Source organism: Marinobacter shunpengi (assembly GCF_045449695.1).
Taxonomy (GTDB): Bacteria; Pseudomonadota; Gammaproteobacteria; order Pseudomonadales; family Oleiphilaceae; genus Marinobacter.
This window is the reverse complement of record NZ_JBJJKZ010000015.1, coordinates 418,627-443,666: the sequence shown is the minus strand read 5'-3', so window position 1 is coordinate 443,666 and position 25,040 is coordinate 418,627. Positions and strand designations below refer to the sequence as shown.

The following is a 25,040-nucleotide window of genomic DNA, read 5'->3' as shown; positions in this document are numbered from 1 at the left end:
CCTTCCCCCGCAATGGGCTTTTCGGAAAACGAATGGAACAGCGGCTACAGGGCTTCAATCATCATGGCGCCGGACTGTCCGCCGCCAATACATTCAGTGGCCATACCCTGTTTCAGGCCCTTGCGGCGAAGGGCGTTCATCAGGTGCAGAACGATACGGTTACCGCTGGTGCCGACCGGGTGACCGATGGCCACGGCGCCGCCGTCCACATTCAGCCGTTCCCGGTCCAGTCGTCCCAGGGGCTCATCCAGGCCCAGGGCCGCCCAGGTGAACTCCTCGTCCTCCCAGGCCTCCAGGCAGGCCAACACCTGGGCGGCAAAGGCCTCGTTGATTTCCCACAGGTCCATATCGTTCAGGCCCTTGCCATGGCGTTTAAGGATGGCACTGGCGCTGAGCACCGGGCCCAGGCCCATGATCTTCGGGTCCAGCGCGGACCATTCGCTGTCCACAATCACGGCCTTGGGGTCAAGGCCGTACTTTTTCACGGCCTCTTCGGAAGCCAGGATCATCCAGCTGGCGCCATCGGTGACCTGGGAGCTGTTACCGGCGGTGACCTTGCCGTAGGGCGGTTCGAACACCGGCTTGAGGCCCGCCAGCGCATCTTCCGAGGTGTCGGGCCGCACCCCGTCGTCGTGCTGGTGGAGGGTGCCGTCCGGTGCCACCGCCGGAATAACCTCGTCCTCCAGCCAGCCCTCGTCTACGGCCCTGGCCAGGCGCTGGTGGCTGGTGACGGCGTACCGGTCCGCGGCTTCCCGGCTGATATTGAATTGCTGGGCCAGCACTTCGGCAGTCTGGCCCATGCTCAGGCCCACCACCGGGTCGGTCAGACCTTTTTCCAGGCTGACCTGGGGTTTGAAGTCCGAAGGAGAAAAGTCGGTTACCTGCCGGACGTAATCCTGAGGGGACGAGGCGCTGTTGAGACCGGCCAGCCAGTCCACGGCATCTCGACCCAGCACCATGGGGGCGTGACTGAGGGCTTCCGTGCCCCCGGCCAGGATGAGATCGGAACTGCCCTCGCGGATGTACTTGTAGGCGGTATCCAGGGACTGCATCCCCGAACCGCAATTGATCTGTACCGTGAAGGCGGGCATGGCCTCCCCCATGCCCAGCCTCAGGGCAGCCACCCGGGCCGGGTTCATCTCCGATGGCACCACGTTCACGCAGCCCAGGATAACCTGGTCATAGGCGTCGGCGGGTATGTTCTGGCGCATCAGCAGAGGGCGACCACACTGCACCGCCAGGTCTACCGGGGAGAAAGGTCCTGGCCGGCCCCTGGCCTTCAGGAACGGCGTCCTGGCGCCATCAACGAGGTAGACCTTGCGACGCTCGGTAGAGGCGTGTGAATTGGAGCGTGATTTTACCGCGTTGGTAGTCATCGGCTTACCTCCGTCGGCTGGACAAAAGGGGTGTCTACCAACCACCCTTGCCCCGGCATGCCATAACTTCAAGGGCGCCGGGGCAGGGGTTACGGCAAAACCTCAATAACAACCAGTGCTTCGGCGAAAGTTACGATAAGGACAGAGAAGGATCAGGCGACTTTACGGTCACTACCAGAGGTGCCCAGGCAGGCCAGCATGGGAGCGACTTCCCGGAGCCTGCGGGCCCGGGGCCAGAGTTGCTCGGCTTCGTTAAACCCCAGCCGCAGATAATTGAGCCACTGCTTGATGCGACCGGTGACGAAGCGGTCCTCAAGGCGGGTCTGCAGGGCGGCGGCGTATTCCTCGATCAACGCGACGACTTCAGGCCAGGTCATGGGTGTAACCTGCTCCCCTGTCTGGCTGGCCCTGATTCGCCGGGCCAGGTCCGGGCGGGCAATCAGGCCCCGACCGATCATGACATCGTCACAACCGGAGATCTCCCGGCAGCGCCAGTACTGCTCCACGGTCCAGATCTCACCGTTGGCGATAACGGGGATATCAAGCACTTCCCTCACCCGGGCAATTTCCTCCCAGTAGGCCGGCGGCCGGTAACCGTCCACCTTGCTGCGGGCATGGATAACCAGCTCGGCGGCACCGGCCTCCTGCAGGGCCTGGCCACAGGCAAGCCCCATGGAGCGGTCGTCATAGCCGAGGCGCATCTTGGCGGTGACCGGAATGTGCTCCGGCACGGCCCGGCGGACGGCGGCGGTGATGTTGTGCATCAACTCGGGTTCGCGCATCAGCACGCAACCGCCCTTGTGTCTGTTGACGGTCTTGGCTGGACAACCAAAATTGATATCCACCTGCCCTGCCCCCAGTTCCACAGCGCGTACACCGTGTCGGCCCATCATTTCCGGGTTGGAGCCCAGCAACTGGATAGCCACCGGCGTACCCGCCCGGGTCACGCAGCCGTGGTGCAATTCCGGGGCGTACTTGTAGAAGATACGGGGCGGCAGCATGCCATGGGTGACCCGGATAAACTCGGTCACACTGCGGTCGATACCACCTACCCCGGTCAGGGTTTCCCGGATGGGGGCGTCAACCAGGCCTTCCATGGGGGCCAGAATGATTCGCATGGATGCTCCCGATAGGGGGTCGATGGTCAGGAAATGAACGGGAACGGATTGTAAGGCAATTCGGGGAGCGTGAACAGGCGGGAAAACCGGCGCCCCTAAGGGCGCCGGGTCAGTTTCAGGACTGGACGTCGAAACGGTCGTTGTTCATGACCTTGGTCCAGGCAGCCACGAAGTCCTTCACGAACTTCTCTTCGTTGTCATCCTGGGCGTACACCTCGGCATAGGCCCGGAGGATGGAGTGGGAGCCGAACACCAGGTCCACCCGGGTAGCCGTCCACTTCACCTGGTCAGTCTTCCGGTCACGGACCTCGTAGAGGCCATTGCCGGTCGGCTTCCAGGCGTAGGCCATGTCGGTCAGGTTGACAAAGAAGTCGTTCGTCAACTGGCCTTCACGGTCGGTGAACACACCGTGCTTCGTGCCGCCATAGTTGGCGCCCAGGGCACGCATGCCACCGATCAGCACGGTCATCTCCGGGGCAGTCAGGCCCATAAGCTGGGCGCGGTCCAGCAGCATTTCCTCCGGCTTGACCACATAGTCCTGCTTCAGCCAGTTGCGGAAGCCATCCGCCAGCGGCTCCAGCGGGTCGAAGGACTCCGCATCGGTCATCTCGTCGGTGGCGTCACCGCGGCCCTTGAGGAAAGGTACGCGGATATCGTGGCCCGCGGCCTTCGCGGCTTTCTCGATACCCACGCTGCCAGCGAGCACGATAATGTCAGCAACGCTGGCCCCGGTATCGGCGGAGATCTGTTCATAGACCCTCAGCACCTTGGCCAGGCGCTCGGGCTCGTTGCCTTGCCAGTTCTTCTGCGGTGCCAGACGGATACGGGCACCGTTGGCGCCACCGCGCATATCAGAGCCACGGTAGGTACGGGCGCTGTCCCAGGCGGTACTGACCATTTCGGCGATGGACAGGCCACTGTCGGCGATCTTTTCCTTGACCACCTCCTCGACGTAGTTGGTGTTTCCTGCCGGGATCGGATCCTGCCAGATCAGGTCCTCGTCGGGGACTTCCGGACCGATATAGCGGGGTTTCGGGCCCATGTCCCGGTGGGTCAGCTTGAACCACGCCCGGGCGAAGGCGTCCCGGAACTTCTCGGGATTCTTGCGGAAATCCCCAAGAATCGCGCGATAGGTCGGGTCCATCTTCATGGCCATGTCGGCATCGGTCATGATCGGGTTGTGGCGGATGGACGGATCACTGGCGTCCACGGGCTTGTCTTCTTCCTTGATGTCGACAGGCTCCCACTGCTGGGCTCCGGCGGGACTCTTACGGAGTTCCCACTCATGGTCCAGCAACATGTCGAAGTACCCCATGTCGAACTTGGTGGGCTCCTTGGTCCAGGCGCCTTCAAGGCCAGAGCTTACGGCGTTGCTGGCCCTGCCGTTCATGTTGGGGTTGTGCCAGCCGAAGCCTTGCTGTTCGACGTCGGCGGCTTCCGGTTCCCGTCCGAGGGCGTCGGCGTCACCATTACCGTGGCACTTGCCAACGGTATGGCCACCCACTGTCAGGGCAGCGGTTTCCTCATCGTTCATGGCCATGCGGGCAAAGGTCTCTCTCACCTGTTCGGCGGTCTTGAGCGGATCAGGATTGCCGTTAACACCTTCCGGGTTGACGTAGATCAGCCCCATCTGCACCGCCGCCAGCGGATTTTCCATAGTGCTGGGGTTTTCCACATCCTCGTAACGCTCGTCGGATGGCGCCAGCCACTCCTTTTCCGCTCCCCAGTAGACGTCTTTCTCGGGGTGCCAGATATCCTCGCGGCCAAAGGAGAAACCGAAAGTCTTCAGGCCCATGGATTCATAGGCGGCATTGCCCGCCAGGATCATCAGATCAGCCCAACTGATTTTGTTGCCGTACTTCTTCTTGATCGGCCACAACAGACGACGTGCCTTATCGAGGCTGACGTTGTCGGGCCATGAGGCTAGCGGTGCAAAGCGCTGATTACCGGTACCGCCACCACCACGACCATCGGCAAGCCGGTAACTGCCGGCCGCGTGCCAGGCCATGCGGATCATCAGGCCGCCATAGTGCCCCCAGTCGGCCGGCCACCAGTCCTGGCTGTCGGTCATCAGGACATGCATGTCTTTCTTGAGGGCCTCGAAGTCGAGTTTGCGGACTTCCTCGCGATAGTCGAAGTCCTCCCCCATCGGGTCGGTCTTGCGGTCATGCTGGTGCAGGATGTCGAGGTTCAGACCTTCCGGCCACCAGTCGGTGTTGTTCTGGCCTACTGAAGTGCTACCACCGTGCATGACGGGGCACTTACCGCCACTGTTATTATCTGTCATCGGTCTCTCCTGTTTACTGCATTGGCAAAGGGCATCTTTGGCAAGAGCACTCCTTAATATAGGTCATCCTCGGGCGCCTGCTTCCTGATCGACTTGAAGCTTTTCTAACACCCTTATAGCGGATGGCTATGGTGCTCCATGAGTCGCTGGGTTCCCGTCAGGTTGTTACTGGGCCATGGCATAGTTGCCCCAGTAACTCACCAGGATGGTCAGTGTCTCTTTCCAGGGGCAATCGCTTTCGCGTTGATAACTGACATGGCTCAACTCCTTCCTGATCGGTACGACCACACCATAGCCCGCAGACCATCAAGAGATGAAATTGATTAAAAGTAATTTCCTGAAAGCTTTGATTTATCGGTGACAGTCAGGATGACAGACGGGATAGCGATCGGCTATGTCAGTCGTTCAATGGAGGCGAACTTGCCCTGGTTGTCGAACAGGATGCGAAAGCTGCCGTGAATGCCATCACGGAGGTAGAAGCGGGAGAGGATACGGGCCGGGAAGCGGACGGAGCGTCCGTCCCGGGCCGTGGTATGGACATCCCTGGCCGCCCCGTTATAGAGCTTGATCCACTCTTCCGGTCCGATCTGGATGTCCACGATGATTTCTTGCATGGTTTTTCTTGCGTTGGGTGGCAGGTGCGACTCGGTATCATTTTATGGGACACGCCGTAAATACGTCCCTGTAGGCTCTTCAAAAACGTCCATGTTTTTGAAGGTCCCATAAAATAATCCCGAGTCGCACCCCTGAATCACGGGGAAACCCTTAACTATCCAGGGCTAGTTTGAAAGCTCCAACAACAACCGGTTAAGCCGGCTGACATATGCACCCGGATCTTTAAGCTGTTCACCGCTCGCCAGGGTGGCCTGGTCGAAGAGGACGGCGGACAGTTCGCTGAAGCGTTCGTCGCCCTTCTCGCTTTCCAGGCGCTGGACCAGCGGGTGGTCCACGTTAACTTCGAAGATGGGCTTGCTGTCCGGTACCTTCTGCCCGGCGGCTTCCATGATCTTCTTCATCTGGTTGCCCATGTCGAACTGACCAACCACCAGGCAGGCCGGTGAGTCGGTCAGGCGCTTGGTGACGCGGACTTCCTGGACACGGTCCTGCAGGGCGGTCTTGAGGCGTTCCAATAGGCCTTCGTGTTCCTTTTCGGCCTCTTCCTGCTGCTTCTTGTCGTCCTCGGTTTCCACCTCGCCCAGGTCCAGGTCGCCCCGGGCCACGTCCTGGAGTTGCTTGCCGTCGTATTCGTTGAGGTAGCCCATCATCCACTCGTCGATGCGGTCGGACAGGATCAGCACCTCGATGCCCTTCTTGCGGAAGACTTCCAGGTGGGGGCTGCTGCTGGCTGCCGTATGGCTGTCGGCGGTGATGTAGTAGATCTTGTTCTGCCCCTCTTTCATGCGACCGATGTAGTCGTTCAGGGACACGTCCTGGGTGCTCTCGCCAGTGTGGGTGGAGGCAAAGCGTAGCAGGCCGGCGATTTTCTCGCGGTTGCCGAAGTCTTCCGCCGGGCCTTCCTTGAGCACGGAGCCGAATTCATTCCAGAACGTCTGGTAGTCCTCGGGAGTCTTCTTGGCCATCTTGGACAGCATGTCCAGCACCCGCTTGGTCATGGCGTTGCGGATGGATTCCACGGTGCTGTCGTTCTGCAGGATTTCCCGGGACACGTTCAGAGACAGGTCGTTGGAGTCGATTACGCCCTTGGTGAAGCGCAGGTACAGGGGCAGGAACTGCTCGGCGTCATCCATGATGAACACCCGCTGTACGTAGAGCTTCAGGCCACGGGGCGCTTCACGGTTGTACAGGTCGAAGGGCGCCCGCTTGGGGATGTACAGCAGGCTGGTGTAGTCGAGCTTGCCCTCCACCTTGTTGTGAGACCAGGTGAGCGGGTCCTCGAAGTCGTGGGCGATATGCTTGTAGAACTCCTTGTACTCTTCGTCCTTGATCTCGGTACGCGGCAGGGTCCACAGGGCGGTGGCGTCGTTGACAGTTTCGTACTCGTCCTTTTGCTCCTCTTCCTCGGACTCGACCTTCATGACGACCGGGAAGGAGATATGGTCGGAGTACTTCTTCACCAGATTGCGCAGGCGCCAGCCGTCGGCAAAGTCCTTCTCGTCCTTCTTCAGGTGCAGCACGATGCGGGTGCCGCGGTTGTCCAGATCCACGTTCTCGATGGTGAACTCGCCATCACCGCTGGATTCCCAGTGCACGCCTTCGCTTTTGTCACTGCCGGCACGACGGGTAAACACTTCCACCCGGTCCGCCACAATGAAGGCGGAGTAGAAACCGACGCCAAACTGGCCGATCAGCTTGCTGTCCTTCTTCTCATCGCCAGAGAGCTGCTTGAGAAATTCGGCGGTGCCGGATTTGGCGATGGTGCCCAGGTTCTGGATGATATCGTCCCGGCTCATGCCGATACCGTTGTCAGTCAGGGTGACGGTGCCGGCTTCGGCATCGTAGTCCAGGCGGATCTTCAGGTCCGGATCGCCTTCGTACAGGCTGTCGTCCTTCAGGGCCGCGAAACGCAGCTTGTCTTCCGCGTCGGACGCGTTGGAGATCAGCTCCCGCAGGAAGATTTCCTTGTTGGAGTACAGGGAGTGGATCATCAGTTGAAGCAACTGCTTCACTTCGGTCTGGAAGCCAAGGGTTTCTTTGCGGGTTTCAACCGTCATGGTGGGGTGTCTCCTGCTTTCTTGCACACACGAATACGACAGGCGCCGCCTGCCTCAGTCAGGGCAAACGGCGCGGTTAACCATTACGTGGAGCTAAATTTGGGGGCCCGGCCGGGCTTTTCAAGGCTTGTGAGTGAGCGATGACGTCCGACGTCACTGGTCCAGAAGGAAATGCGCCCTCGCGGTGGCGATGGGTTCCCGGCGGGATTTCTGCCAGGCATTGATCATCACGTTGGCCACCCGGTTGCCCTGGCGGGTCAGGTGGCACTCGGCGTAGGTCTCCCGGTCCAGGCCGGCGCGCAGGTAGTCCAGGGAGAAGTCCACGATCCGGGGCACCCGGAAGGTGTCCTGGGACATCATCAGGTAGATAGCGGCAGATACTTCCATGAACCCACCGATCACGCCGCCATGGATGGCCGGCAGCAGCGGGTTACCCAGGTTGGAGTCCTTTCGGGGCAGGCGGAAGATCAGGTCATCTCCGAAGCGTTCGCACTGGAGGCCGATGTAGCCAGCATAAGGGATGCTCTCAAGCAGCGGTGTGAAATCACCGGTTTTGCGGGTTTCCCGCAGCACCTCTGCCATGTTCATTGCGGTACCGTTCATTGCTCTACCCCGGCGATCATGTCACGGAAGGCCTTGGGTGTTGCCTCCTTGCCGATACGCATGAAGGTACCAACGCAGGTGGCAACCACTTCACCGTCTTCCTGGAAAGCCTCACAGCGGGTGAAGGCGATGTTGCGGGTCATCTTGCGGATCTCCGCCCGGGCATGGACCGGCTTGCCCGGTTCCGCCGGGCGCATGTAGTCCACCCGCAGGTCCAGCGTGGGACAAAGCTCGAAATCGTCCAGGCCACAGATCATCACCGAACCGGAGGTGGTATCCATCAGCGTGGTGATGGCGCCACCATGGATCACACCGGTTTCCGGATTACCGATGATCCGTTCGCTGTAGGGCAGGCTCAGCGTCAGTTGCCCCGGGGCGGCATCCACCACGGTCAGGCCAAGTTCCCGGGCCTGGTTCAGGGTGTTGATGAACCGTTCGACACGGTCCGCGAGGTCTTTGTCAGTCATAGCAGTCCTGTGATTTACCGGGAAAACGCGCCGGGATCATACCCCATTTCAGGTTTCCCCTGAACATTGCCCACTAGCTCCGGCTACAGATTCCGTTATCATTGGCAGTGTTCCGTTCCGCACTTTCCGCAAGGGCCGGCATCGCCCCCGGAAAACCGGACGGTCAGGACAACATTACAGGACCAAAGACGTAATCTGGCAAGGAGATCCCAGTGAAACCATGTTATTCCAGCAGGGCCAGGATGGCTCTTCTACTTCTGATCAGCGCCCTGGTCATGATGACCAGCGGTTGTGCCACCAATCCCGTAACCGGGAAGACGCAACTGTCGCTGATTGGAGAGGGTGAGGAACACCAGATGGGGCGGGAGAACTACCAGCCCACCATCCAGACCCAGGGCGGGCGCTTCTACCTGGACCCGGAACTGACCGTCTACATCCAGGAGGTGGGCAACAAGCTGGCCGAGGTCAGCGACCGCCCCGACCTGCCCTACGAGTTCGCCGTACTCAACAGCAGCGTGCCCAACGCCTGGGCCCTGCCCGGGGGCAAGATCGCCATCAACCGGGGCCTGCTGGTCAAGCTGGAAGACGAGGCCCAGCTCGCCTCGGTCCTGGGCCATGAGATTGTTCATGCTGCCGCCCGCCACAGTGTACAGCGGATGCAACAGGGGATGCTGCTGAGTGCCGGCATGGCCGGAATTGGCCTGGCCCTGGGTGATAACGAATGGGGCGGGCTGATCATGGGCGGTGCAGCCGTCGGCAGCCAGATGGCCCTGGCCCAGTACAGCCAGTCCCACGAACTGGAATCGGATCGCTATGGCATCGAGTACATGGTGGAGGCGGGCTACGATCCCCAGGCGGCGGTTGAGCTTCAGGAAATTTTCCTCAAGCTGTCCGAGGGACAGCAGTCCAGCTTTATCGATGGTCTGTTTGCCACCCACCCGCCTTCCCAGGCCCGCGTGGACGCGAATCGCAAGTTGGCCGAGAAGTACGGCACCGGTGGCTACCGGGGCCGTGAGGAGTATCAGGACAGGATTGCCGAAGCCAAACGTCTACAGCCCGCCTATGAGCTGCACGACGAAGCCCTGAAACTGGCCGGCGAAGAGGACTACCAGGCTGCTCTCGCCAAGGTCAACGAGGCGATCGAGATGGCCCCCCGCGAGGCAGCGTTCTTCGCCACCCGGGCACGGATCCAGGAAGCACTGGAAAACCCCGAGAAAGCGACGGAAGACTACGACCGCGCCGTGGAGCTGTATCCGGAGATGTTCAGCTATCGCCTGTATCGAGGCCTGAATGAACTGGACAAGGGTAACATCGATAAGGCGCAGGCGGACCTGGAAGCCTCCGCCCAGGTGGTTCCGACCTCCATCGCCTACCTGAGACTGGGGGATATCGCCGCCCAGAGGGGTGACCGGAACAAGGCGGCCGCCTACTACAATGAAGTTGCCAAGGCCGGGGGCGAGATCGGCGAAGAAGCCCGTCGCAAGCTATCCAACCTGCAGTAACCAGGCGTAGTGCCCCGTCTGGGTGATTCGTTAAACTACTGCGTGACGCTGAGGGCCCGGCGGGAATCTATCCCCCGCCGGGCCTTCTTCATCCCCACCCCGTCCCTGATTCAGGCATTGACTTGTTAGAGCAATAACTCTAAAACGGCAGTAAGAGGTCGGAAAAGCCACGGCCAATCTGTGGATTCTTCCGACAAAGGCTTTCCCAGGCTCAAAGCACAGGTGCCGCCCATGCTTGCAAAGCTGACCCGTTCCGCCGCCCTCAGGGCCAGACGACAGTACGTCCGGACCATGTTCCGGTTCATGGGCCACGCCCTGGAGGCCATTTCCCGCAGTGACCAGAAGGTGACCGACGACGCCCGTCCGTTGCCGGAAGGCTTTATCTTCCAGATGATGGTGCTGCCATCCGGTCCGTCGCTGGTGCTGGAACATACCGGCCAGGGTGAGTTGCGATACCTGGGCGGTGACTATGATGGCAAGGTGGACCTGTCCATCCGCTTCAAGCACATGGCCCATGCCTTCCTGGTGCTGTCGTTCCAGGAAAAGACCACGGAGGCCTTTGCCAACGACCGCATGGTGGTCGATGGGGATATCGGTTACGGCGTCCGCATGACACGAATCCTTAACCGTCTGGAGTCCATCATCCTGCCAAGACTGATCGCCAGCCGGGCTGTTAAGGAGTACCCGGCGGATCTTGGCTTGCTGGAGAAGGTACCTGGCGCCATCGGCATCTATCGCCGGGTGCTCACCGGTATGATCCGGGATCTGAGAAAGGAGGCACTGCCGATATGAGCCGTTATTACGAGTTCTACTGCCCGGTCAAGGTTATCGCCGGCCAGGCCGCCCTGGAGCACCTGCCCTACGAACTGACCGGCATTGCATCCACCCGCCCCATGATCGTGACCGACCAGGGCGTCCGCTCGGCGGGTCTGCTGGATCCGGTGATTGCCGCCTGTCAGGAAAGCGACGTCACCATTGCCGCCATCTATGACGAGGTACCCCCGGACTCGTCCACCACCATTGTCCGGGACATCGCCAACCTCTACCGCCAGCAACAGTGCGACGCGCTGATAGCCATTGGCGGCGGCTCGTCCATCGACACCGCCAAGGCCGTCAACATCCTGGTGTCCGAGGGTGGCGACGATATCGCCGAGTACAGCGGCGCGGGCGTCCTCACCCGGCCGCTCAGACCCTTCTTCGTCATCCCCACCACCGCAGGCACCGGCTCCGAAGTCACTTCGGTGGCGGTGATCGCGGACCGGGAGCGGTCGGTCAAGCTGCCATTCACCTCGTCGTTCCTGCTGCCCAATGCCGCCATCATCGACCCCCGGATGACCCTGACACTGCCACCGCAGATTACCGCCGCCACGGCCATGGATGCACTGACCCATGCCACCGAAGCCTATACCTGCATGGCCAAGAACCCGCTCAGCGATGCCTATGCCACCGCTGCGGTCAAAAAGATCGGTCACTCCCTGCTGACGGTGATGAACAACCCGAGGGACGAGCAGGGCCGGTTGGATCTGGCGGAAGCCTCCACCATGGCGGGCATCGCCTTTTCCAACTCCATGGTGGGACTGGTCCACGCCCTGGGGCATGCCACCGGCGCCCTCTGCCACCTGCCCCACGGCCTGTGCATGAGCCTCTACCTGCCCTATGTGCTGGAGTACAACCTGGAGGAGATACGCGGGCCGCTGTCGGAACTCCTGCTGTACCTGGAGGGGCCGGAAGTCTGGACCGCAACGCCCGCCTCCCGACGTGCCGAAGCCACCATATCCGCTATCCGTCACCTGCGGGATGAGCTGCACCACCGTTGTGAGCTTCCCCGAACGCTCCGGGAGACCGGCAAGATCCGGGAAGATCAACTGGACGCCATCGCCCGCCAGGCACTGGATGATGGTGCCATTATCTACAATCCCCGTGAGGCCTCACTGAAAGATATACAGAACATACTTGAAAAAGCCTGGGGTTAGCACTCTGCGCGGCAGGAATCGCTCTGAGTCCCGGGATTTTCAGCGCTTTCCGGGTTGATTCGCATAGCGAAACCAGTGACAATCAGCCAACTTACCTTGGTCTATGCGTTCCAGGCATATTTTTTGGATAATGTGCTGACCAGGGTAGGCGGTCTTGCATGGAGCATTCAGTCCGAACCCTGCGGCATGGATGTCTGACAATTACATGAACCACCGCCTCCACAGGGTCTCTGTTGTCTATGCTGTGTGCTCCCATCCGCCGTCTTGTCATGGCCGCTCTCGTCGTTTTTCCCGTTGCCGGCCTGACCAGCGAAACCACCTCCGATAGCGAGGCGCCGGTCCTCAAACTGAATGTGTCCACCGGTGGCTATCCGCCCTACCTGATCGTCTCCGATGACCATGAGTACAGCGGCATTGCCTATGACGTGGTGACCCGCATCGCTGACCGGATGGGATATCGGGTGCAGGCCCACGAGATTCCCCGCAAGCGGGTCGACGACCTGTTGCTGGATGGCCTTATCGACGCCACCCCCCGTGCCCGTGAATGGACTGCGGAACCGGACAGATTCCTGTTCACCGATACCATTGTTCCGGTGCGGGAGGTATTCTTCAGTACCGCCGATTCGGACTTCCGGTACCAGGGAGAGCATTCGTTGAGGGGCATGACCCTGGTGACGCCCCTGGGATACAAGTACCCCGAACTGCAACCCCTGTTCGACAGTGGCGCCCTGGAAAGATACGAGGTATCCCAGGACCGGGATATCTTTACCTTCCTGCTGTTTGGTCAGGGCATCGACGCCGGTGTGGCAGACATGGCAGTCGGCCAGTGGATCATCCGCCAGAACGACTGGCAGGGCAAGTTCAAACACAGTGAACGGGCGATCAGCGAGTTCGGTTATCGGCTGATGGTACGCCCCGGCTGGACGTCCTTTGTCGAGGCCTTCAACAAGCGGCTTGAGCAGATGAAGGCCAGCGGTGAACTGGAGGAAATACTGGACCAGTACCGCTGACCCGTCATGCCCGCTGTTATTCCAGGCGCCGCAACTATTCCAGACGCCTCAACAACAGCATCGGGCTCACCTGCAGCACTGGCCTTAACTGCCAGCGTCCAAGCAGGGCCAGGACCACGGCACTGACCAGGGGAATCGGCAGCGCCACCGCCCAGTGCCACCGGAACTCGCCACCGAACATCCGGTATTGCAGGGCCCAGACCGCCGTCTCGGCAGCCAGTACGCCCAGGATACCCGCCATCAACCCGGCCAGGCCGAATTCCAGCATGGTGCTGCGTACCAGCAGGGACTGCTGACCACCCAGGGTCCGCAGCAGCGCCCCTTCTCGCTGCCGGTCCTGCAATGTGGCGCTCACCACCGCTGCCATCACCACCAGCGATGCCGCCAGGATCAGGGCCAGGATGGCCTCGATGGCCTGGGTCACCTGGCGGACGATCTGCTGGATGCGCTCGATAATGTGGTCCACCTCCAGCAACGACACCGTCGGGAACTGTCGCGTGAAATCGTTCAGCGCCGGCTTCTGGGACGGTGGCAGGTAAAAGCTGGTGATCCAGGTGGCGGGCAGCCCCTCCAGCGCACCGCCGGGCGGAAAGGCCATGTAGAAATTGGGCTTCATGCTTTCCCACTGCACGGTACGGATGCTGGTAATGGGCTCGGCAATGGTGTCCGAGCCCACGGTGAAACCCAGTACATCCCCCACTTCAACGCCCAGTTCGGCGGCCAGTTCCGCCTCCACGGACACCCCTTCCTGTTGCTGGTCGTTGACCCAGGCGCCGTCCACGATCCGGTTGTCCTCCGGGAGGTCATCCATCCAGGTGAGGTTCAGTTCCCGGTTCAGGGCGTTCACGCTGTCGTCCTTGCTGACCACCTGGCGCACCGGCTCGCCGTTGATCTCGGTAAGGCGTCCCCGAACCATGGGATAGACCGTATCCAGCCCCTGCCCTCGTTCATCCCAGAAGGCTTCCACCTCGTCCACTGCCTCCGGGGCGATGTTGATCAGGAAATGGTTGGGCGTCTGTTCAGGAAGTTGCGCCTGCCAGTCCGCCAGCAGCGAGGAACGCACCAGGACCAGGGTGCTGGCCAGCATCAGGGTCATGGCGAACACGGCAATCTGGGACAGGCTGGAACGACGGTGGCGATACAGCCCCACCAGGGCCAGGCGCCAGGCATTGCCACCACCGGTCACCCGGCGCAGCCCCATCACCAGCACCCAGCCCAGGAACGCCAGGATGCCCAGTAGTGCCACCAGGCCACCGATCAGCGCCAGTACCAGCATGATCTCACGGGCATAGAGCCAGACCAGGCCGAAAATCGCCACCACGGCAATGGCAATATCGGTCCAGGCCCGACCGTCCGGTTCTCCCGGCTGGCTGCGCAACACGCGCATGGCCGGAACCTCCCGCAATCGGCGGATGGGCGGGTAGGCAAACGCGAACAGGGACACCAGCGCTGTGGCCAGTGCGGGGGCCAGGGCAGGCACATCCACCACGAAGGGCACGTCCTGCTCCAGCACCTGTTCCATCAGGTTATTAAGGAACGCATACACGGGCAGGGCCACCAGCAGACCGCCAGCCATGCCCACAACGCCCCACACGGCGAGCCGCGCCAGGTACATGCGCCCGATCCGCTGGCCGGACAGCCCCAGGGTTTTCAGCAACGCCACCGTGTCCCGCTGGCCGACGGCGTACTGGCGGCTGGCAACCGCTACGGCGACCGAGGCCAGCAATACCGCGATACTGCCACCTAGCAGCAGGAAACGCTCCGCCCGGTCCAGGGACTCCGACAGGGTGGCGCCGTCACGGATACTCTCCCATTCATGGGACGGCTCCAGACGGGGTTCGAGCCACTGGTGAAAGGCATTCAGCGCAGCCTCATCGCCGGCAAACAGGTTGATATACTCCACCCGGCTGCCTTCCTGGACCACCCCTGTGGCGTCTACATCATCCGCATGGATCATCACCCGGGGCGCCAGCCCGGCCATATTGAAGCCGCCGTCCGGCTCCCGCACCAGCAACCCGGAGATTTTGAGCGTCAGGTTACCGATCTCCACGGAATCGCCCACCTCGAGTTCCAGCAGGCGCATCAGGCGTGGGTTGAGCCAGGCTTCACCGGGGCGCGGACCGTGATCCAGCACCTGCCGCTCACCATCGGGATGCGGCTGGTACTCCACCAGCCCCCTCAGGGGATAGTCGTCACTGACGGCCTTGACGGAGACCAGCTGGAAGCGTTCGCCACCACTGATCATGGTGGCAAATTCCACCATCCGGGCGGTTTCAAGGCCGCGGGAACGGGCCTGCTCCCGCCATTCCGGCGGGATGGGCTGGCCGTGCTCCGCCTCAAGCTGGCGATCACCGGCCAGGAAGGAACTGGCCGAGGTGATCAGGGTGCGCTGCAACTGGCTGGCAAACAGCGCGATGATGGCCACGGTCGCCACCGCGATCACCAGGGCGCTGAGTACCACCCGGACATCCCGCTGGCGCCAGTCCCGCGCCACGGACCCCAGATTACGGCTGGCTGACATCAGGCTGGCACCTCCCGGTCCGTCTCCAGTTGACCGGCGTCAATGGTCAGGCGGCGCTCGCAGCGGGCGGCCAGGGTCTCGTCATGGGTAACCATGACCAGGGTGGTGCCCTGCTCCCGGTTCAGGGCCATGATCAGTTCCTGGATTTCGTGCCCGGTCTGGTTGTCCAGGTTGCCAGTGGGCTCATCCGCGAACAGGATGACCGGTTCGCAGGCGAAGGCCCGGGCGATGGCCACCCGTTGCTGCTCGCCCCCGGACAATTGCCGGGGCGTATGGGTCAGACGGTCGCCCAGGCCGACACGCTCCAGCAGGTCCCGGGCCCGGGATTCAGGGTCGGCAAAATCCGCCAGCTCCAGGGGAAGCATGACGTTCTCCAGGGCACTGAGAGCCGGCAGCAACTGGAACGACTGGAACACAAAGCCCACCCGGCGGGCCCGCAGGGCCGCACGCTCGTCCTCGGAGAGCCGGCTGACGGCCTTGCCCTCCAGCACCACCTCGCCTTCCGAGGGTGTATCCAGGCCAGCCAGCAGACCCAGCAGGGTGGTCTTGCCGGAACCGGAGCGGCCAACAATGGCCACCGATTCCCCCCGCTTGATTTCAAGGCTGACCCCTTGCAGGATGGTCAGTGATTCATGGCCCAGCTCAACACGCTGGGTCAGGTTGCTTACCGTCAGGATCGGTTCGGAAGGCTGGTTGGGTCCACTTGAAAGGTCAGTCACATCTGCTCCGGGAACTGATTCAGTGTCTGTCACTCTTAACCTGCACTTTTCACCTGCAAAGAGGACACTCGATGTTCACTATGCCTATTGGTACGGTATTTTCCCGCCGGAGATCAACGGTTTTCGTGTTCTGGCTGCTCACCGGCATGGCATTGCTGGCGTCCGCCTCCGTCCAGGCCAACACCATCCTGGTCATGGGCGACAGCCTGAGCGCCGCCTATGGCGTGGAAACCGAGACGGCTTGGGTCAACCTCCTGCGCCAACGCCTGGACGAACAGGACACCGGGGACTGGCAGGTGGTCAACGCCAGCATCAGCGGTGAAACCACCGACGGTGGCGCCCGCCGCCTGCCCGAGCTGCTGGAGAAGCACCAGCCGGACATTGTCATCCTGGAACTCGGCGGCAACGACGGCCTGCGGGGCTTCCAGCCCACAGTCATCCGGGACAACCTGTCAGCCATGATCGAGGCCTCCCAGAAGGCCGGTGCCCGGGTGTTGCTGGTGGGCATCCAGATCCCCCCCAACTATGGTCCCCGGTACACACAGCTATTCGCCAACCTGTACCCGGAACTGTCCGACCGCCACGACACCGCATTGGTTCCCTTCTTCCTGGATGGAATCTATAACCGGGACGGCATGATGCAGGGAGATGGCATCCACCCCACCGGTGAGGCCCAGCCGCAATTGCTGGAGAATGTCTGGCCGCATCTACAACCGCTACTGAACAAGACCGTGGCCCAGGGAACGTCTGACTAACTCCCCATAGCCTCAGGCACCCAGGCGAGCCAGGAAATCCACGGCCCGCTCATCGGACCAGTACCAGCCGTCACCATGGCGTTGGACAAAACCCACATGGCCACCGTGACGGGGCATTTCAAGGGTCGTCCAGGGCCCCAGCAGGTCCCGGGAATCCGGGAAGCAGTCCTGCGACAGGAAGGGATCGTCAGCGGCATTCACCATCAACGCAGGCACCCGGATATACTTGAGGCGGAATAGCGACGAAGCCCGGTACCAGTAGTCCCGGGCGCCCTCGAAACCGTGGAGCGGCGCCGTGTAACGCTCATCGAACTCGTGGAAACGCCGGATGCCATCAAAACCATCCATGGAGATCAGGTCCGGAAACAGACGGGCTTTCTCGGCCATCTTCGCGCGCAGGTCGTTGATAAAACGAGACATGTAGAGCCGGCGACTGGGCCTGGCCAGGACGTCCGCCCCGCCGGCCAGGTCGCAAGGCACGGAAAAGGTCACCGCGCCGGTAATGCGGCTGTCCACCACCTCCCCCTGTTCCCCGAGATACTGGAGCGTCAGGTTGCCACCCATGCTGAAACCGGCAAGGGCCATGGCCCGATACCCCTGGGCCAGTCCGTGGTCCACGACCACGTCGAGATCATCGGTGGCACCGCTGTGGTAGAACCGTGGCTGGTGGTTCATCACGCCACCGCAGGAGCGGTAGTTCCACGCCAGCACATCCCAGCCGTCGGACATCAGGGCCCGGGCCAACCCCAGTACATAGGGCCTGCGGCTGTGCCCCTCCAGACCGTGACTGATAACGGCTACCCGATCCGCCCCCTGGCGGTACCAGTCGAGCCACAACTCATCGTTGTCGGGTGTGGGGATGGATTCAACGGCGGGTTCTTCCATCCTCACCTGCCGGAAAAGGCTCGGCCAGATCGACTGGACATGGCCACTCCTGAGCCACCAGGGCGCCCGGTAGGCGCTCACAATGGAGTCATCGGCGAAGGTATTGCTATCGCTGTCGGGAAGCACGGATTCAGACATGGATGATTTTCGATTCCTGTGTTTTCAGGGGCTTGACCCTCCCCCCCAAAGACCTTAATATGCGCGCCATCTCGACGCCAATCCCCGATAGCTCAGTTGGTAGAGCAACGGACTGTTAATCCGTTTGTCGCTGGTTCGAGCCCAGCTCGGGGAGCCATATTCCGAAAAAGCCGCCGCCTTCGACAAGGTCGGCGGTTTTTTTATGGAAGTAGTCATGACCATTCAGATTTTCCCGATCACTGGCAACGATATCCTGCCCTACCTGGACGATGTGGCACAACTGCGGATTGAGGTGTTTCGCTCCTTTCTCTACCTCTTGTTCTTCAGTCATCGCGGGTACCAGCTGGTACCGGGCCTGACCGCCGGTTACGCCTGGACGGATGTTGGGGATCAGGAACAGACCGCAAAACCCATGCAGTTCTGGACTCGGCGACTGTCATAAAACCTTCATACGAAAATCGTCAAATACCGCCCCCCATCGCCGATAAACAGTCACCGCACTACACCCCCTGTCACTACCAGGAGCCAATATCCACCCATGAATCTTATCTCCCGAAGCATCCTTGGCCGTGTGCTTTCCGTTGTTCTGGCCGCGAACCTGCTGGTTGCCATTTGCGCGATTTTCTACTTCAGCCATTCCCTCAGTTCCAACCGCGAATACCATGCCCTGGCCAGCGAAAAGATGGTCCATGCCCTGCAAGCCGAAAGTGTCCTCAACCGGTTCAAGACCCAGGTACAGGAATGGAAGAATGTGCTGATCCGCGGCGGTGACGATGACCAGAGGGCCAACTACTGGCAGCAATTCCAGGAGCAGGAAGCCGAGATACAGCAGGCTCTGGACAACCTTGTTCCGCAACTGCCCGAAAATGAGGCGCGATCGCTCCTGAGCCGCTTCCAGAACGCCCACCGGCGCATGGGGCAGGCCTACCGCGCAGGCTTCGAGGATTTTGTTGCCGCCGACTACGACCACCGGGAAGGCGACCAGGCGGTCCAGGGCATCGACCGGGAGCCCGCGCAACTGATTGAAGAAGCGTCAACGCTGATCCGCGAACAGGCCCTTGCCGATGCATCGTCGTTGAACGAATCCGTCACCCGGAATACCACCCTGATCGGCATCATCATGCTGGCCGCCATCCTGGTCGGGACCCTGCTCTGCATCCTGGTACTGTCACGCACCGTGGTACGCCCGGTACGTACCCTGACCGACCAGCTCTACCGCCTGGGTGAGGGTGACCTTTCCAGCCCGGCCACCCTCAGACGGAATGACGAACTGGGACGCCTGGCCGACGCCGCCCGTAACCTGCATGGATTCCTGTCGGAAACCGGCTCATTGATGAACCGCTTCTCCGGGCAGCTATCCGATACCAGTCAGGCCCTGCAGACCAATGCGCGGCAGGTTGCAGACCATTCGGAACAATCACACCAGCGGATCGAGCAGATCGCCACGGCCATGAACGAGATGTCGGCCACCGCCCAGGAAGTGGCGAATCACGCCACATCCGTGTCCGGCGAAACCCGTGAAGCCTCTACTGAGGCAACGGCGGCGGACGAACGCACCCAACAGGCAAGTCACAGCATGGGCCGGCTGAGCGAGCAGATTCGCCTGTCCGCGGAAACCGTCGAAAAGCTGGCCGGAGACGGCCGCAAAGTCAGTGAAGTCATGGGAGTGATCCGCGAGATCGCCGACCAGACCAACCTGCTGGCCCTCAACGCCGCCATTGAAGCCGCCCGCGCCGGCGAGGCCGGACGGGGCTTTGCCGTCGTGGCCGACGAAGTGCGCAGCCTGGCCGCCAAGACCCAGGAAGCTACCACACGGATCGACGGCATCGTGGAGACCATCACCCGGGGCTCCAACGACGCCACCGAGTTCATGAAGGCCAGTGAGATCGTCGCCAGCGAAACCTCCGAAGCCGTGGAGGCGGTGCGGCAAACATTGACGGGTATCAGCAATCGCATGGCGCAGATCAACGAAGCCACCATCCAGGTCGCCACCGCTGCGGAGGAACAGACCAACGTCTCCGATGACATCAACCGCAACGTCACCGACGTGGCGGAAACCGCCGAAAAGATGCGGGAAAGCGCTGACGAAAACCTGCGCCGTGTGCCGGAACTGGACACCATGGCCCGGGAAGCGACAGAACTCTCCTCCCGGATCCGACTGGCCGGTTAATTGACTTCCGGCCAGCCCATAAAGGCCTTGAGTACCTGGTACAGGGTATAGCCATCCCGGGTGCCGCAGAGCTCACGGATGGAATGCATACCGAACTGTGGCACACCAATGTCCAGGGTGGTCACACCCAGGTTACCGGCCGTCAGCGGGCCGATGGTGCTGCCACAGGCCATGTCGCTGCGCACTACGAAACTCTGGTGGGGCAGGCCCAGTTCGTCACTGATGTGCCGGTACAGGGCCGCGGACCGGCTGTTGGTTGCGTAGCGCTGGTTGTGGTTGATCTTGATCACCGGCCCCTGGTTGAGCAGCGGGCCATGGTTCTCGTCGTGGCGGTCAATGTAGTTCGGATGCACCCCGTGGGCATTGTCGGCGGAAATCATCATGGAACGGGCGACCGCCCGGCTGCGGTTTTCCGGACCACACCAGCGGTCCAACACCGACGACAGGAACGGCCCCTGGGCGCCTTCCGCGGACATGCTGCCCACTTCCTCATGGTCATTACAGACCAGCAGCGCCGGCTCGTCACCGGAGGCGTCCAGCAACGCCTGCAGGCCGATGTAGCAGCTAAGCAGGTTGTCCAGGCGGGCGGACGTGATGAAGTCGTCTTTCAGCCCTGACAGGCTGGCCGGCTGGGCATCGTAGAAACTCAGCTCGTAACCCAGGATCCTGCTGATCCCCTGCTCCGGGTGCTCCTTCTTGATCTGCGCTTCCACCAGATCCGTAAAGGCGGTCTTGTCATCGTCAGCCACCTGCATGAGCACCGGCGGCAAGTCGGTCTGGGGATTGATGGAGCGGTTGCTGTTGGCTTCCCGGTCCAGATGGATGGCCAGGCTGGGAATAAATGCCACCGGACGCCGGAAGTCCACCAGACAATCCTGCACCTTGCCCTGCCCATCCAACAGCGTGACCCGCCCTGCCAACGACAGATCCCGGTCGAACCAGGGGTTGAGCAGCACCCCGCCATAGACTTCCACGCCCACCTGATAGAAGCCCTTGCGACGCAGTTCGGGGTTGGGCTTCACTTTCAGGCAGGGGCTGTCAGTATGGGCTCCGGCCATGCGGATGCCGGCTTCCAGCGGCGACCGTTTTCCGGTGCGGAAGGCGACGATGGAGGACCCGTTACGCACCACGTAATAGCCCTGCCCCTGCTTCAGGTTCCAGTCCTCACGCTCGTCCAGGGCCTGAAACCCGGCCTTGTCGAGCATCCGGGTCATGTTCCCGGTGGCATGCCAGGGCGTCGGAGAGGTAGAGAGGAAATCGAGCAGGTTCTGGTTGAAGCTGGTGTGTTCCATAGGTTCTCAAAGACTCGTAACGGGAATTCAATTGGCTGAAGTATCGCACGAGAACCGGTGCCCTCTCTACTGAGGGCTTTAGCGTATCCCGAGTCCCTCAAAGGTTTAAGGGACGGGCGGCGATCCAAATTCGAGTTATCTCCGATGGTAGAGGGCCTGGAGCCGGGATGATTGTCCGGGGCCTTCAAATCAGTACACCGAGAACTACTCTGCAGTCGGAGGGGCCAGGTGGGGGGACGATTTTTCGAGACCTTCAAAAACAGGGACGTTTTTGAAGAGCCTCCAGGGACGGATTCACGGCGTGTCTCGAAAAATTGTACCGCCACCTGGACCCTGGCACCCAACTAGCAGTCCAACAACATACATTGAGACCAGACCTTGATCTCAAACCCCGTGCTACCCTGGCGGCCCGCCATTGGGTACCCTTTTCCGGGACACGCGGTAAATACATCCCTGTACGCTCTTCAAAAACCTTTACGGCTAATTGCTCCTGCATCGCCGTAAAGGTCCAGGGCCGGCCTTCCATGGCCAGCCCGTGAAACGCTGTCGCGTTCCACCCATGTTTTTGAAGGTCCCGGAAAAGGGGACCCAATACCGGACCTTAACTCTCGTGTAGACTTTCCATTCAGAGTCGCTGATCGTTAAACGCTTAGGAGTCAGTATGCCGCAGGGCATCCCCCACTTTCTAGATATCGAGTTCTACCAGAACGACAACCTGTTCTTTCCCACCGCCATGGCATGGAGCCTCGACGACGGCCGCATGAAAACCGTGGTAATCGAACCGGACGAAAGCTGGTTACCCGTCGACGCCGAACTGGCCGAGGAAGAACTCCGCTACCTCCGGGAACAGGGCGTGCCCCTGATCGAGCTGGCCCGGGCGCTCCACGAAGACCTGCCCGACCAGCAGGTGTACACCGACGGACTGGACCCGGACGAAACCCTGGTCGACCTCATCTTTGACGCCGTCGATATGCCCGTTCCCTTCGAGATCGCCCCCCTGGAAGACCTGATGCCCGGTATTGACCGGGACACCCTCGAAGATCACCGGCGGAACCTCATGTTCGAACAGGGCCTTGAACCGCAGCTACCGGAAAACGGCGTCTACGCCCTGCTCCTGCTCGCCCGCCAGGAAGGCCTGATCCTCGAACCGGACCATGGGCCCGACGACTAGTGTGCCGCACGGCACACCAGTGGGCCATCACACCTTGTGACGGATATGCCAGCACTGATGAATCTTGGGGTTACGCTGGAAGTCCCGATCCAGGGTTGAGGCCGTCACGTCCTTTACCTCGTAACGCTCCGACAGATCCTCATCCAGCTTGAAGCGCCGGAAATTGTTGGAGAAGACCAACACCCCATCCGACGTCAGCCGGGCCATGGCCTGCTCAATCAGCCTGCCGTGGTCACGCTGGATATCCAGTACGCCCCGCATGCGGGCGGAATTGGAGAAGGTGGGCGGGTCCATGAAAATCAGGTCGAATCGCTGGTCCGGGGTCGGCTTCCCGGCCAGCCACGCCGTGCAGTCCGCCTGTTCCACAAGATGTCGCTTCGGGTCGGCACCGTTCAGGGCCAGGTTATCCCGGGCCCAGTCTACATAGGTGTTGGACATATCCAGGCTCAGGGAACGACTGGCACCACCGACAACCGCATGCACCGTCGCCGCCCCGGTGTAACAGAACAGGTTCAGGAAGCGCTTGCCGGCGGCATGGTCACGAATCCAGCGCCGCACCGGTCGATGATCCAGGAACAGACCGGTGTCCAGGTAGTCCCTCAGGTTGACCTTCAGACGACTGCCCAGCTCGTCCACCTCCATGAACTCACCGGTAACGTCCTGCTTCTCATACTGGCGGGTGCCACTCTGGCGCTGACGCTGCTTACAGACCACATGGTCCGCCGACACGCCCAGCACCTCCGGGATGACCGCCATGGCCTCCGCCAGCCGCTCCCGGGCGCTCTTCTCATCGACGGACTTGGGGGCCGCGTATTCCTGGACATGCACCCGGTCACCATAGATATCGATGGCCAGGGCAAACTCCGGCATATCCGCGTCGTAGAGGCGGTAGCACGGGATATTCTGCTTGCGGGCCCACTGCCCGAGGGATTTCAGGTTCTTCCGGAGACGGTTCTCCAGCATCTTCGCACGCTCGGGATGGCTGATCCTCGGGCGGACTTCACCGGGCGTCGACATCTCACGGGGGCGCACGGCGTTGTCGTCATTGATGTCGAACAACAGTAGTTGCGCCGGGATCTTGCCGTTAAAGAGACGGTACTGACGATGGCTGCGCAGGCCGATGGCATGCCCCAGTTCCGGCACCCCGGTGAACACCCCCAGCCGCCAGCCCTGTAGATGCTCCCGGACACCCTCCCCCAACTGCTGGTAGAGAGCCCCCAGCGCCTTTCGCTCGCTCAGGCGCTCACCATAGGGCGGGTTCACCAGCACCAGCCCTTCACTGGCCCACTGGCCGTCACGGCGGAACTCCTCCATCGATCGTGCTTCCACATGAATCAGCCCTTCCAACCCGGCCCGGGCGATATTACGCCAGGCCGTGGCGATGACCCGGCTGTCCTGGTCATAACCGATAATCCGGGGAAGTCGTCCCTGCTTGCCCTCCCAGGCCCGGCGCTCGGCTTCCTGGCGCAACTCCAGCCACAGGTCCGGCTGGTGCCCCAGCCAGCGCTCGAAGCCAAACTGCTTGCGCAATCGTCCCGGCGCCTGGTCCAGGGCCATCAGGGCCGCCTCGATCAATAGCGTGCCGGAGCCACACATGGGGTCCACGAAATCACCACCCTCACCGGCAATATCCGGCCAGCCGGCCCGCAGCAGCAGTGCCGAGGCCAGGTTCTCCCGTACCGGGGCGATGCCCTTCTCGGTGCGATAGCCCCGCATGTGCAGGCTGTCTCCGCTGAGGTCGATGGCCAGTTCCACCTGGCCACGGTGCAGGCGGGCGGACACGGTGATATCCGGATCCTTCGGGTCCACGCTGGGGCGAACCGTGCCCTTGCCCCGCAACCGGTCCACCACCGCATCCTTGACCTTCTGGGCGCCATACTGGGTATTGCGGATCAGTTCGTTGGTGCCGGAGAACACCACCCGGAACTTGCCGGTCACCTTGAGGTGATTTTCCCAGGGGATATCGTAGACGCCCTGGTACAGGGCCTCGTTGGACCGTGCGTCCACCGTGGCCAGGTGCAGCAACACCCGGTTGGCCAGTCGGGACCACAGGCAGGCGCGATAGCCCTCGGCCAACCCACCCCGGACCCAGACACCCGCCGGAGCCGTCTTCAGGGGATGCAGGCCAAAGGACACCAGTTCCTCCTGCAGGAGGGTGTCCATGCCCCGGGGGCAGGTTACGAAATACTCATATTGCTCAGCCACAACATCCTCCGGAAACTCGAGCCTGCGCCAACGCGCCCACAGTAAAAGGTAGCGCATGGTAACTGAAGGCGGGTTATTTCACATAAACATAAAGACCGCGTCATATAGATGAAATAAATACTGTACTCAGTCACCGGATTCATCATAGGGTGTAATTGACGCGTCAAATTTGAGGG

20 protein-coding genes and 1 tRNA gene are annotated in these 25,040 nt (G+C 61.5%); 9 read left to right on the top strand and 12 right to left on the bottom strand.

Annotation, left to right across the window (positions count from 1 at the left end):
• Positions 1-44 precede the first annotated feature (44 nt).
• The 7 genes from ACJO2E_RS14255 to ACJO2E_RS14225 form a co-directional block, all read right to left on the bottom strand.
• Positions 45-1,376, bottom strand: a complete 1,332-nt coding sequence (locus tag ACJO2E_RS14255) for an acetyl-CoA C-acetyltransferase (protein WP_406964682.1) — start codon at positions 1,374-1,376, stop codon at positions 45-47.
• A 152-nt stretch (positions 1,377-1,528) separates the two neighbouring features.
• Positions 1,529-2,494: a tRNA dihydrouridine synthase gene (locus tag ACJO2E_RS14250; RefSeq protein ID WP_406964680.1), complete on the bottom strand. Its 966-nt coding sequence runs from the start codon at positions 2,492-2,494 to the stop codon at positions 1,529-1,531.
• Between the two features lie 115 nt (positions 2,495-2,609).
• Positions 2,610-4,781, bottom strand: a complete 2,172-nt coding sequence (katG, locus tag ACJO2E_RS14245) for a catalase/peroxidase HPI (protein ID WP_406964679.1) — start codon at positions 4,779-4,781, stop codon at positions 2,610-2,612.
• Positions 4,782-5,173: 392 nt separating this feature from the next.
• Complete coding sequence (locus ACJO2E_RS14240) at positions 5,174-5,395, bottom strand: DUF2835 domain-containing protein (RefSeq protein WP_406964677.1); 222 nt, start codon at positions 5,393-5,395, stop codon at positions 5,174-5,176.
• Between the two features lie 165 nt (positions 5,396-5,560).
• Positions 5,561-7,453 (bottom strand): molecular chaperone HtpG, encoded by a 1,893-nt coding sequence (gene htpG / locus ACJO2E_RS14235; protein ID WP_406964676.1) that lies wholly within the window; start codon positions 7,451-7,453, stop codon positions 5,561-5,563.
• Between the two features lie 153 nt (positions 7,454-7,606).
• Positions 7,607-8,041: a PaaI family thioesterase gene (locus tag ACJO2E_RS14230; RefSeq protein ID WP_406964788.1), complete on the bottom strand. Its 435-nt coding sequence runs from the start codon at positions 8,039-8,041 to the stop codon at positions 7,607-7,609.
• Between the two features lie 11 nt (positions 8,042-8,052).
• The gene (locus ACJO2E_RS14225) at positions 8,053-8,523 is read right to left on the bottom strand and encodes a PaaI family thioesterase (protein WP_406964675.1); all 471 of its coding nucleotides are present in this window, start codon (positions 8,521-8,523) and stop codon (positions 8,053-8,055) included.
• A 242-nt stretch (positions 8,524-8,765) separates the two neighbouring features.
• Between ACJO2E_RS14225 and ACJO2E_RS14220 the strand changes: the two genes are divergently transcribed.
• The 4 genes from ACJO2E_RS14220 to ACJO2E_RS14205 all read left to right on the top strand — a co-directional run bounded on the left by ACJO2E_RS14220 (position 8,766) and on the right by ACJO2E_RS14205 (position 13,008).
• A complete protein-coding gene (locus ACJO2E_RS14220) occupies positions 8,766-10,025 on the top strand; it encodes a M48 family metalloprotease (protein WP_406964673.1) in 1,260 nt (419 codons plus the stop codon).
• A 231-nt stretch (positions 10,026-10,256) separates the two neighbouring features.
• Positions 10,257-10,817: an SCP2 sterol-binding domain-containing protein gene (locus tag ACJO2E_RS14215; RefSeq protein WP_406964672.1), complete on the top strand. Its 561-nt coding sequence runs from the start codon at positions 10,257-10,259 to the stop codon at positions 10,815-10,817.
• Positions 10,814-11,998, top strand: coding sequence for an iron-containing alcohol dehydrogenase (locus ACJO2E_RS14210; protein WP_406964671.1), 1,185 nt, complete (start codon positions 10,814-10,816; stop codon positions 11,996-11,998). Before ACJO2E_RS14215 ends, ACJO2E_RS14210 begins: the two co-directional genes overlap by 4 nt.
• 269 nt (positions 11,999-12,267) lie before the next feature.
• The gene (locus ACJO2E_RS14205; protein ID WP_406964670.1) at positions 12,268-13,008 is read left to right on the top strand and encodes a substrate-binding periplasmic protein; all 741 of its coding nucleotides are present in this window, start codon (positions 12,268-12,270) and stop codon (positions 13,006-13,008) included.
• 34 nt (positions 13,009-13,042) lie between these two features.
• On the opposite strand, the gene ACJO2E_RS14200 is transcribed toward ACJO2E_RS14205, so the two are convergent.
• Positions 13,043-15,529 carry an ABC transporter permease gene (locus tag ACJO2E_RS14200; RefSeq protein ID WP_406964668.1) on the bottom strand — a complete coding sequence of 829 codons (2,487 nt, stop codon included), beginning with the start codon at positions 15,527-15,529 and terminating at the stop codon, positions 13,043-13,045.
• On the bottom strand, positions 15,529-16,248 hold the full coding sequence (locus ACJO2E_RS14195; protein ID WP_406964667.1) for an ABC transporter ATP-binding protein: 720 nt from the start codon (positions 16,246-16,248) through the stop codon (positions 15,529-15,531). The genes ACJO2E_RS14200 and ACJO2E_RS14195 overlap by 1 nt, the downstream gene beginning before the upstream one ends.
• A gap of 80 nt (positions 16,249-16,328) precedes the next feature.
• On the opposite strand from ACJO2E_RS14195, the gene ACJO2E_RS14190 reads away from it, so the two are divergent.
• A complete protein-coding gene (locus ACJO2E_RS14190; RefSeq protein ID WP_406964787.1) occupies positions 16,329-17,003 on the top strand; it encodes an arylesterase in 675 nt (224 codons plus the stop codon).
• A 12-nt stretch (positions 17,004-17,015) separates the two neighbouring features.
• On the opposite strand, the gene ACJO2E_RS14185 is transcribed toward ACJO2E_RS14190, so the two are convergent.
• A complete protein-coding gene (locus tag ACJO2E_RS14185; RefSeq protein WP_406964666.1) occupies positions 17,016-18,026 on the bottom strand; it encodes a YheT family hydrolase in 1,011 nt (336 codons plus the stop codon).
• Between the two features lie 81 nt (positions 18,027-18,107).
• Here ACJO2E_RS14185 and ACJO2E_RS14180 point away from each other — a divergent pair.
• The 3 genes from ACJO2E_RS14180 to ACJO2E_RS14170 all read left to right on the top strand — a co-directional run bounded on the left by ACJO2E_RS14180 (position 18,108) and on the right by ACJO2E_RS14170 (position 20,196).
• Positions 18,108-18,183 (top strand) — tRNA-Asn (locus tag ACJO2E_RS14180).
• Positions 18,184-18,240: 57 nt separating this feature from the next.
• Positions 18,241-18,468, top strand: coding sequence for a hypothetical protein (locus ACJO2E_RS14175; RefSeq protein WP_406964664.1), 228 nt, complete (start codon positions 18,241-18,243; stop codon positions 18,466-18,468).
• Positions 18,469-18,564: 96 nt separating this feature from the next.
• Positions 18,565-20,196 (top strand): methyl-accepting chemotaxis protein, encoded by a 1,632-nt coding sequence (locus ACJO2E_RS14170; RefSeq protein ID WP_406964663.1) that lies wholly within the window; start codon positions 18,565-18,567, stop codon positions 20,194-20,196.
• Here the strand turns inward: ACJO2E_RS14170 and ACJO2E_RS14165 are convergent.
• On the bottom strand, positions 20,193-21,488 hold the full coding sequence (locus tag ACJO2E_RS14165) for a M18 family aminopeptidase (RefSeq protein WP_406964662.1): 1,296 nt from the start codon (positions 21,486-21,488) through the stop codon (positions 20,193-20,195). The two genes, ACJO2E_RS14170 and ACJO2E_RS14165, sit on opposite strands and share 4 nt — an antisense overlap.
• Positions 21,489-22,149: 661 nt before the next feature.
• Between ACJO2E_RS14165 and ACJO2E_RS14160 the strand changes: the two genes are divergently transcribed.
• Positions 22,150-22,659: a hypothetical protein gene (locus tag ACJO2E_RS14160; protein WP_406964660.1), complete on the top strand. Its 510-nt coding sequence runs from the start codon at positions 22,150-22,152 to the stop codon at positions 22,657-22,659.
• A gap of 27 nt (positions 22,660-22,686) precedes the next feature.
• Here ACJO2E_RS14160 and rlmKL read toward each other — a convergent pair whose 3' ends face one another.
• Positions 22,687-24,864, bottom strand: a complete 2,178-nt coding sequence (gene rlmKL / locus ACJO2E_RS14155) for a bifunctional 23S rRNA (guanine(2069)-N(7))-methyltransferase RlmK/23S rRNA (guanine(2445)-N(2))-methyltransferase RlmL (RefSeq protein WP_406964659.1) — start codon at positions 24,862-24,864, stop codon at positions 22,687-22,689.
• Between the last annotated feature and the right edge of the window lie 176 nt (positions 24,865-25,040).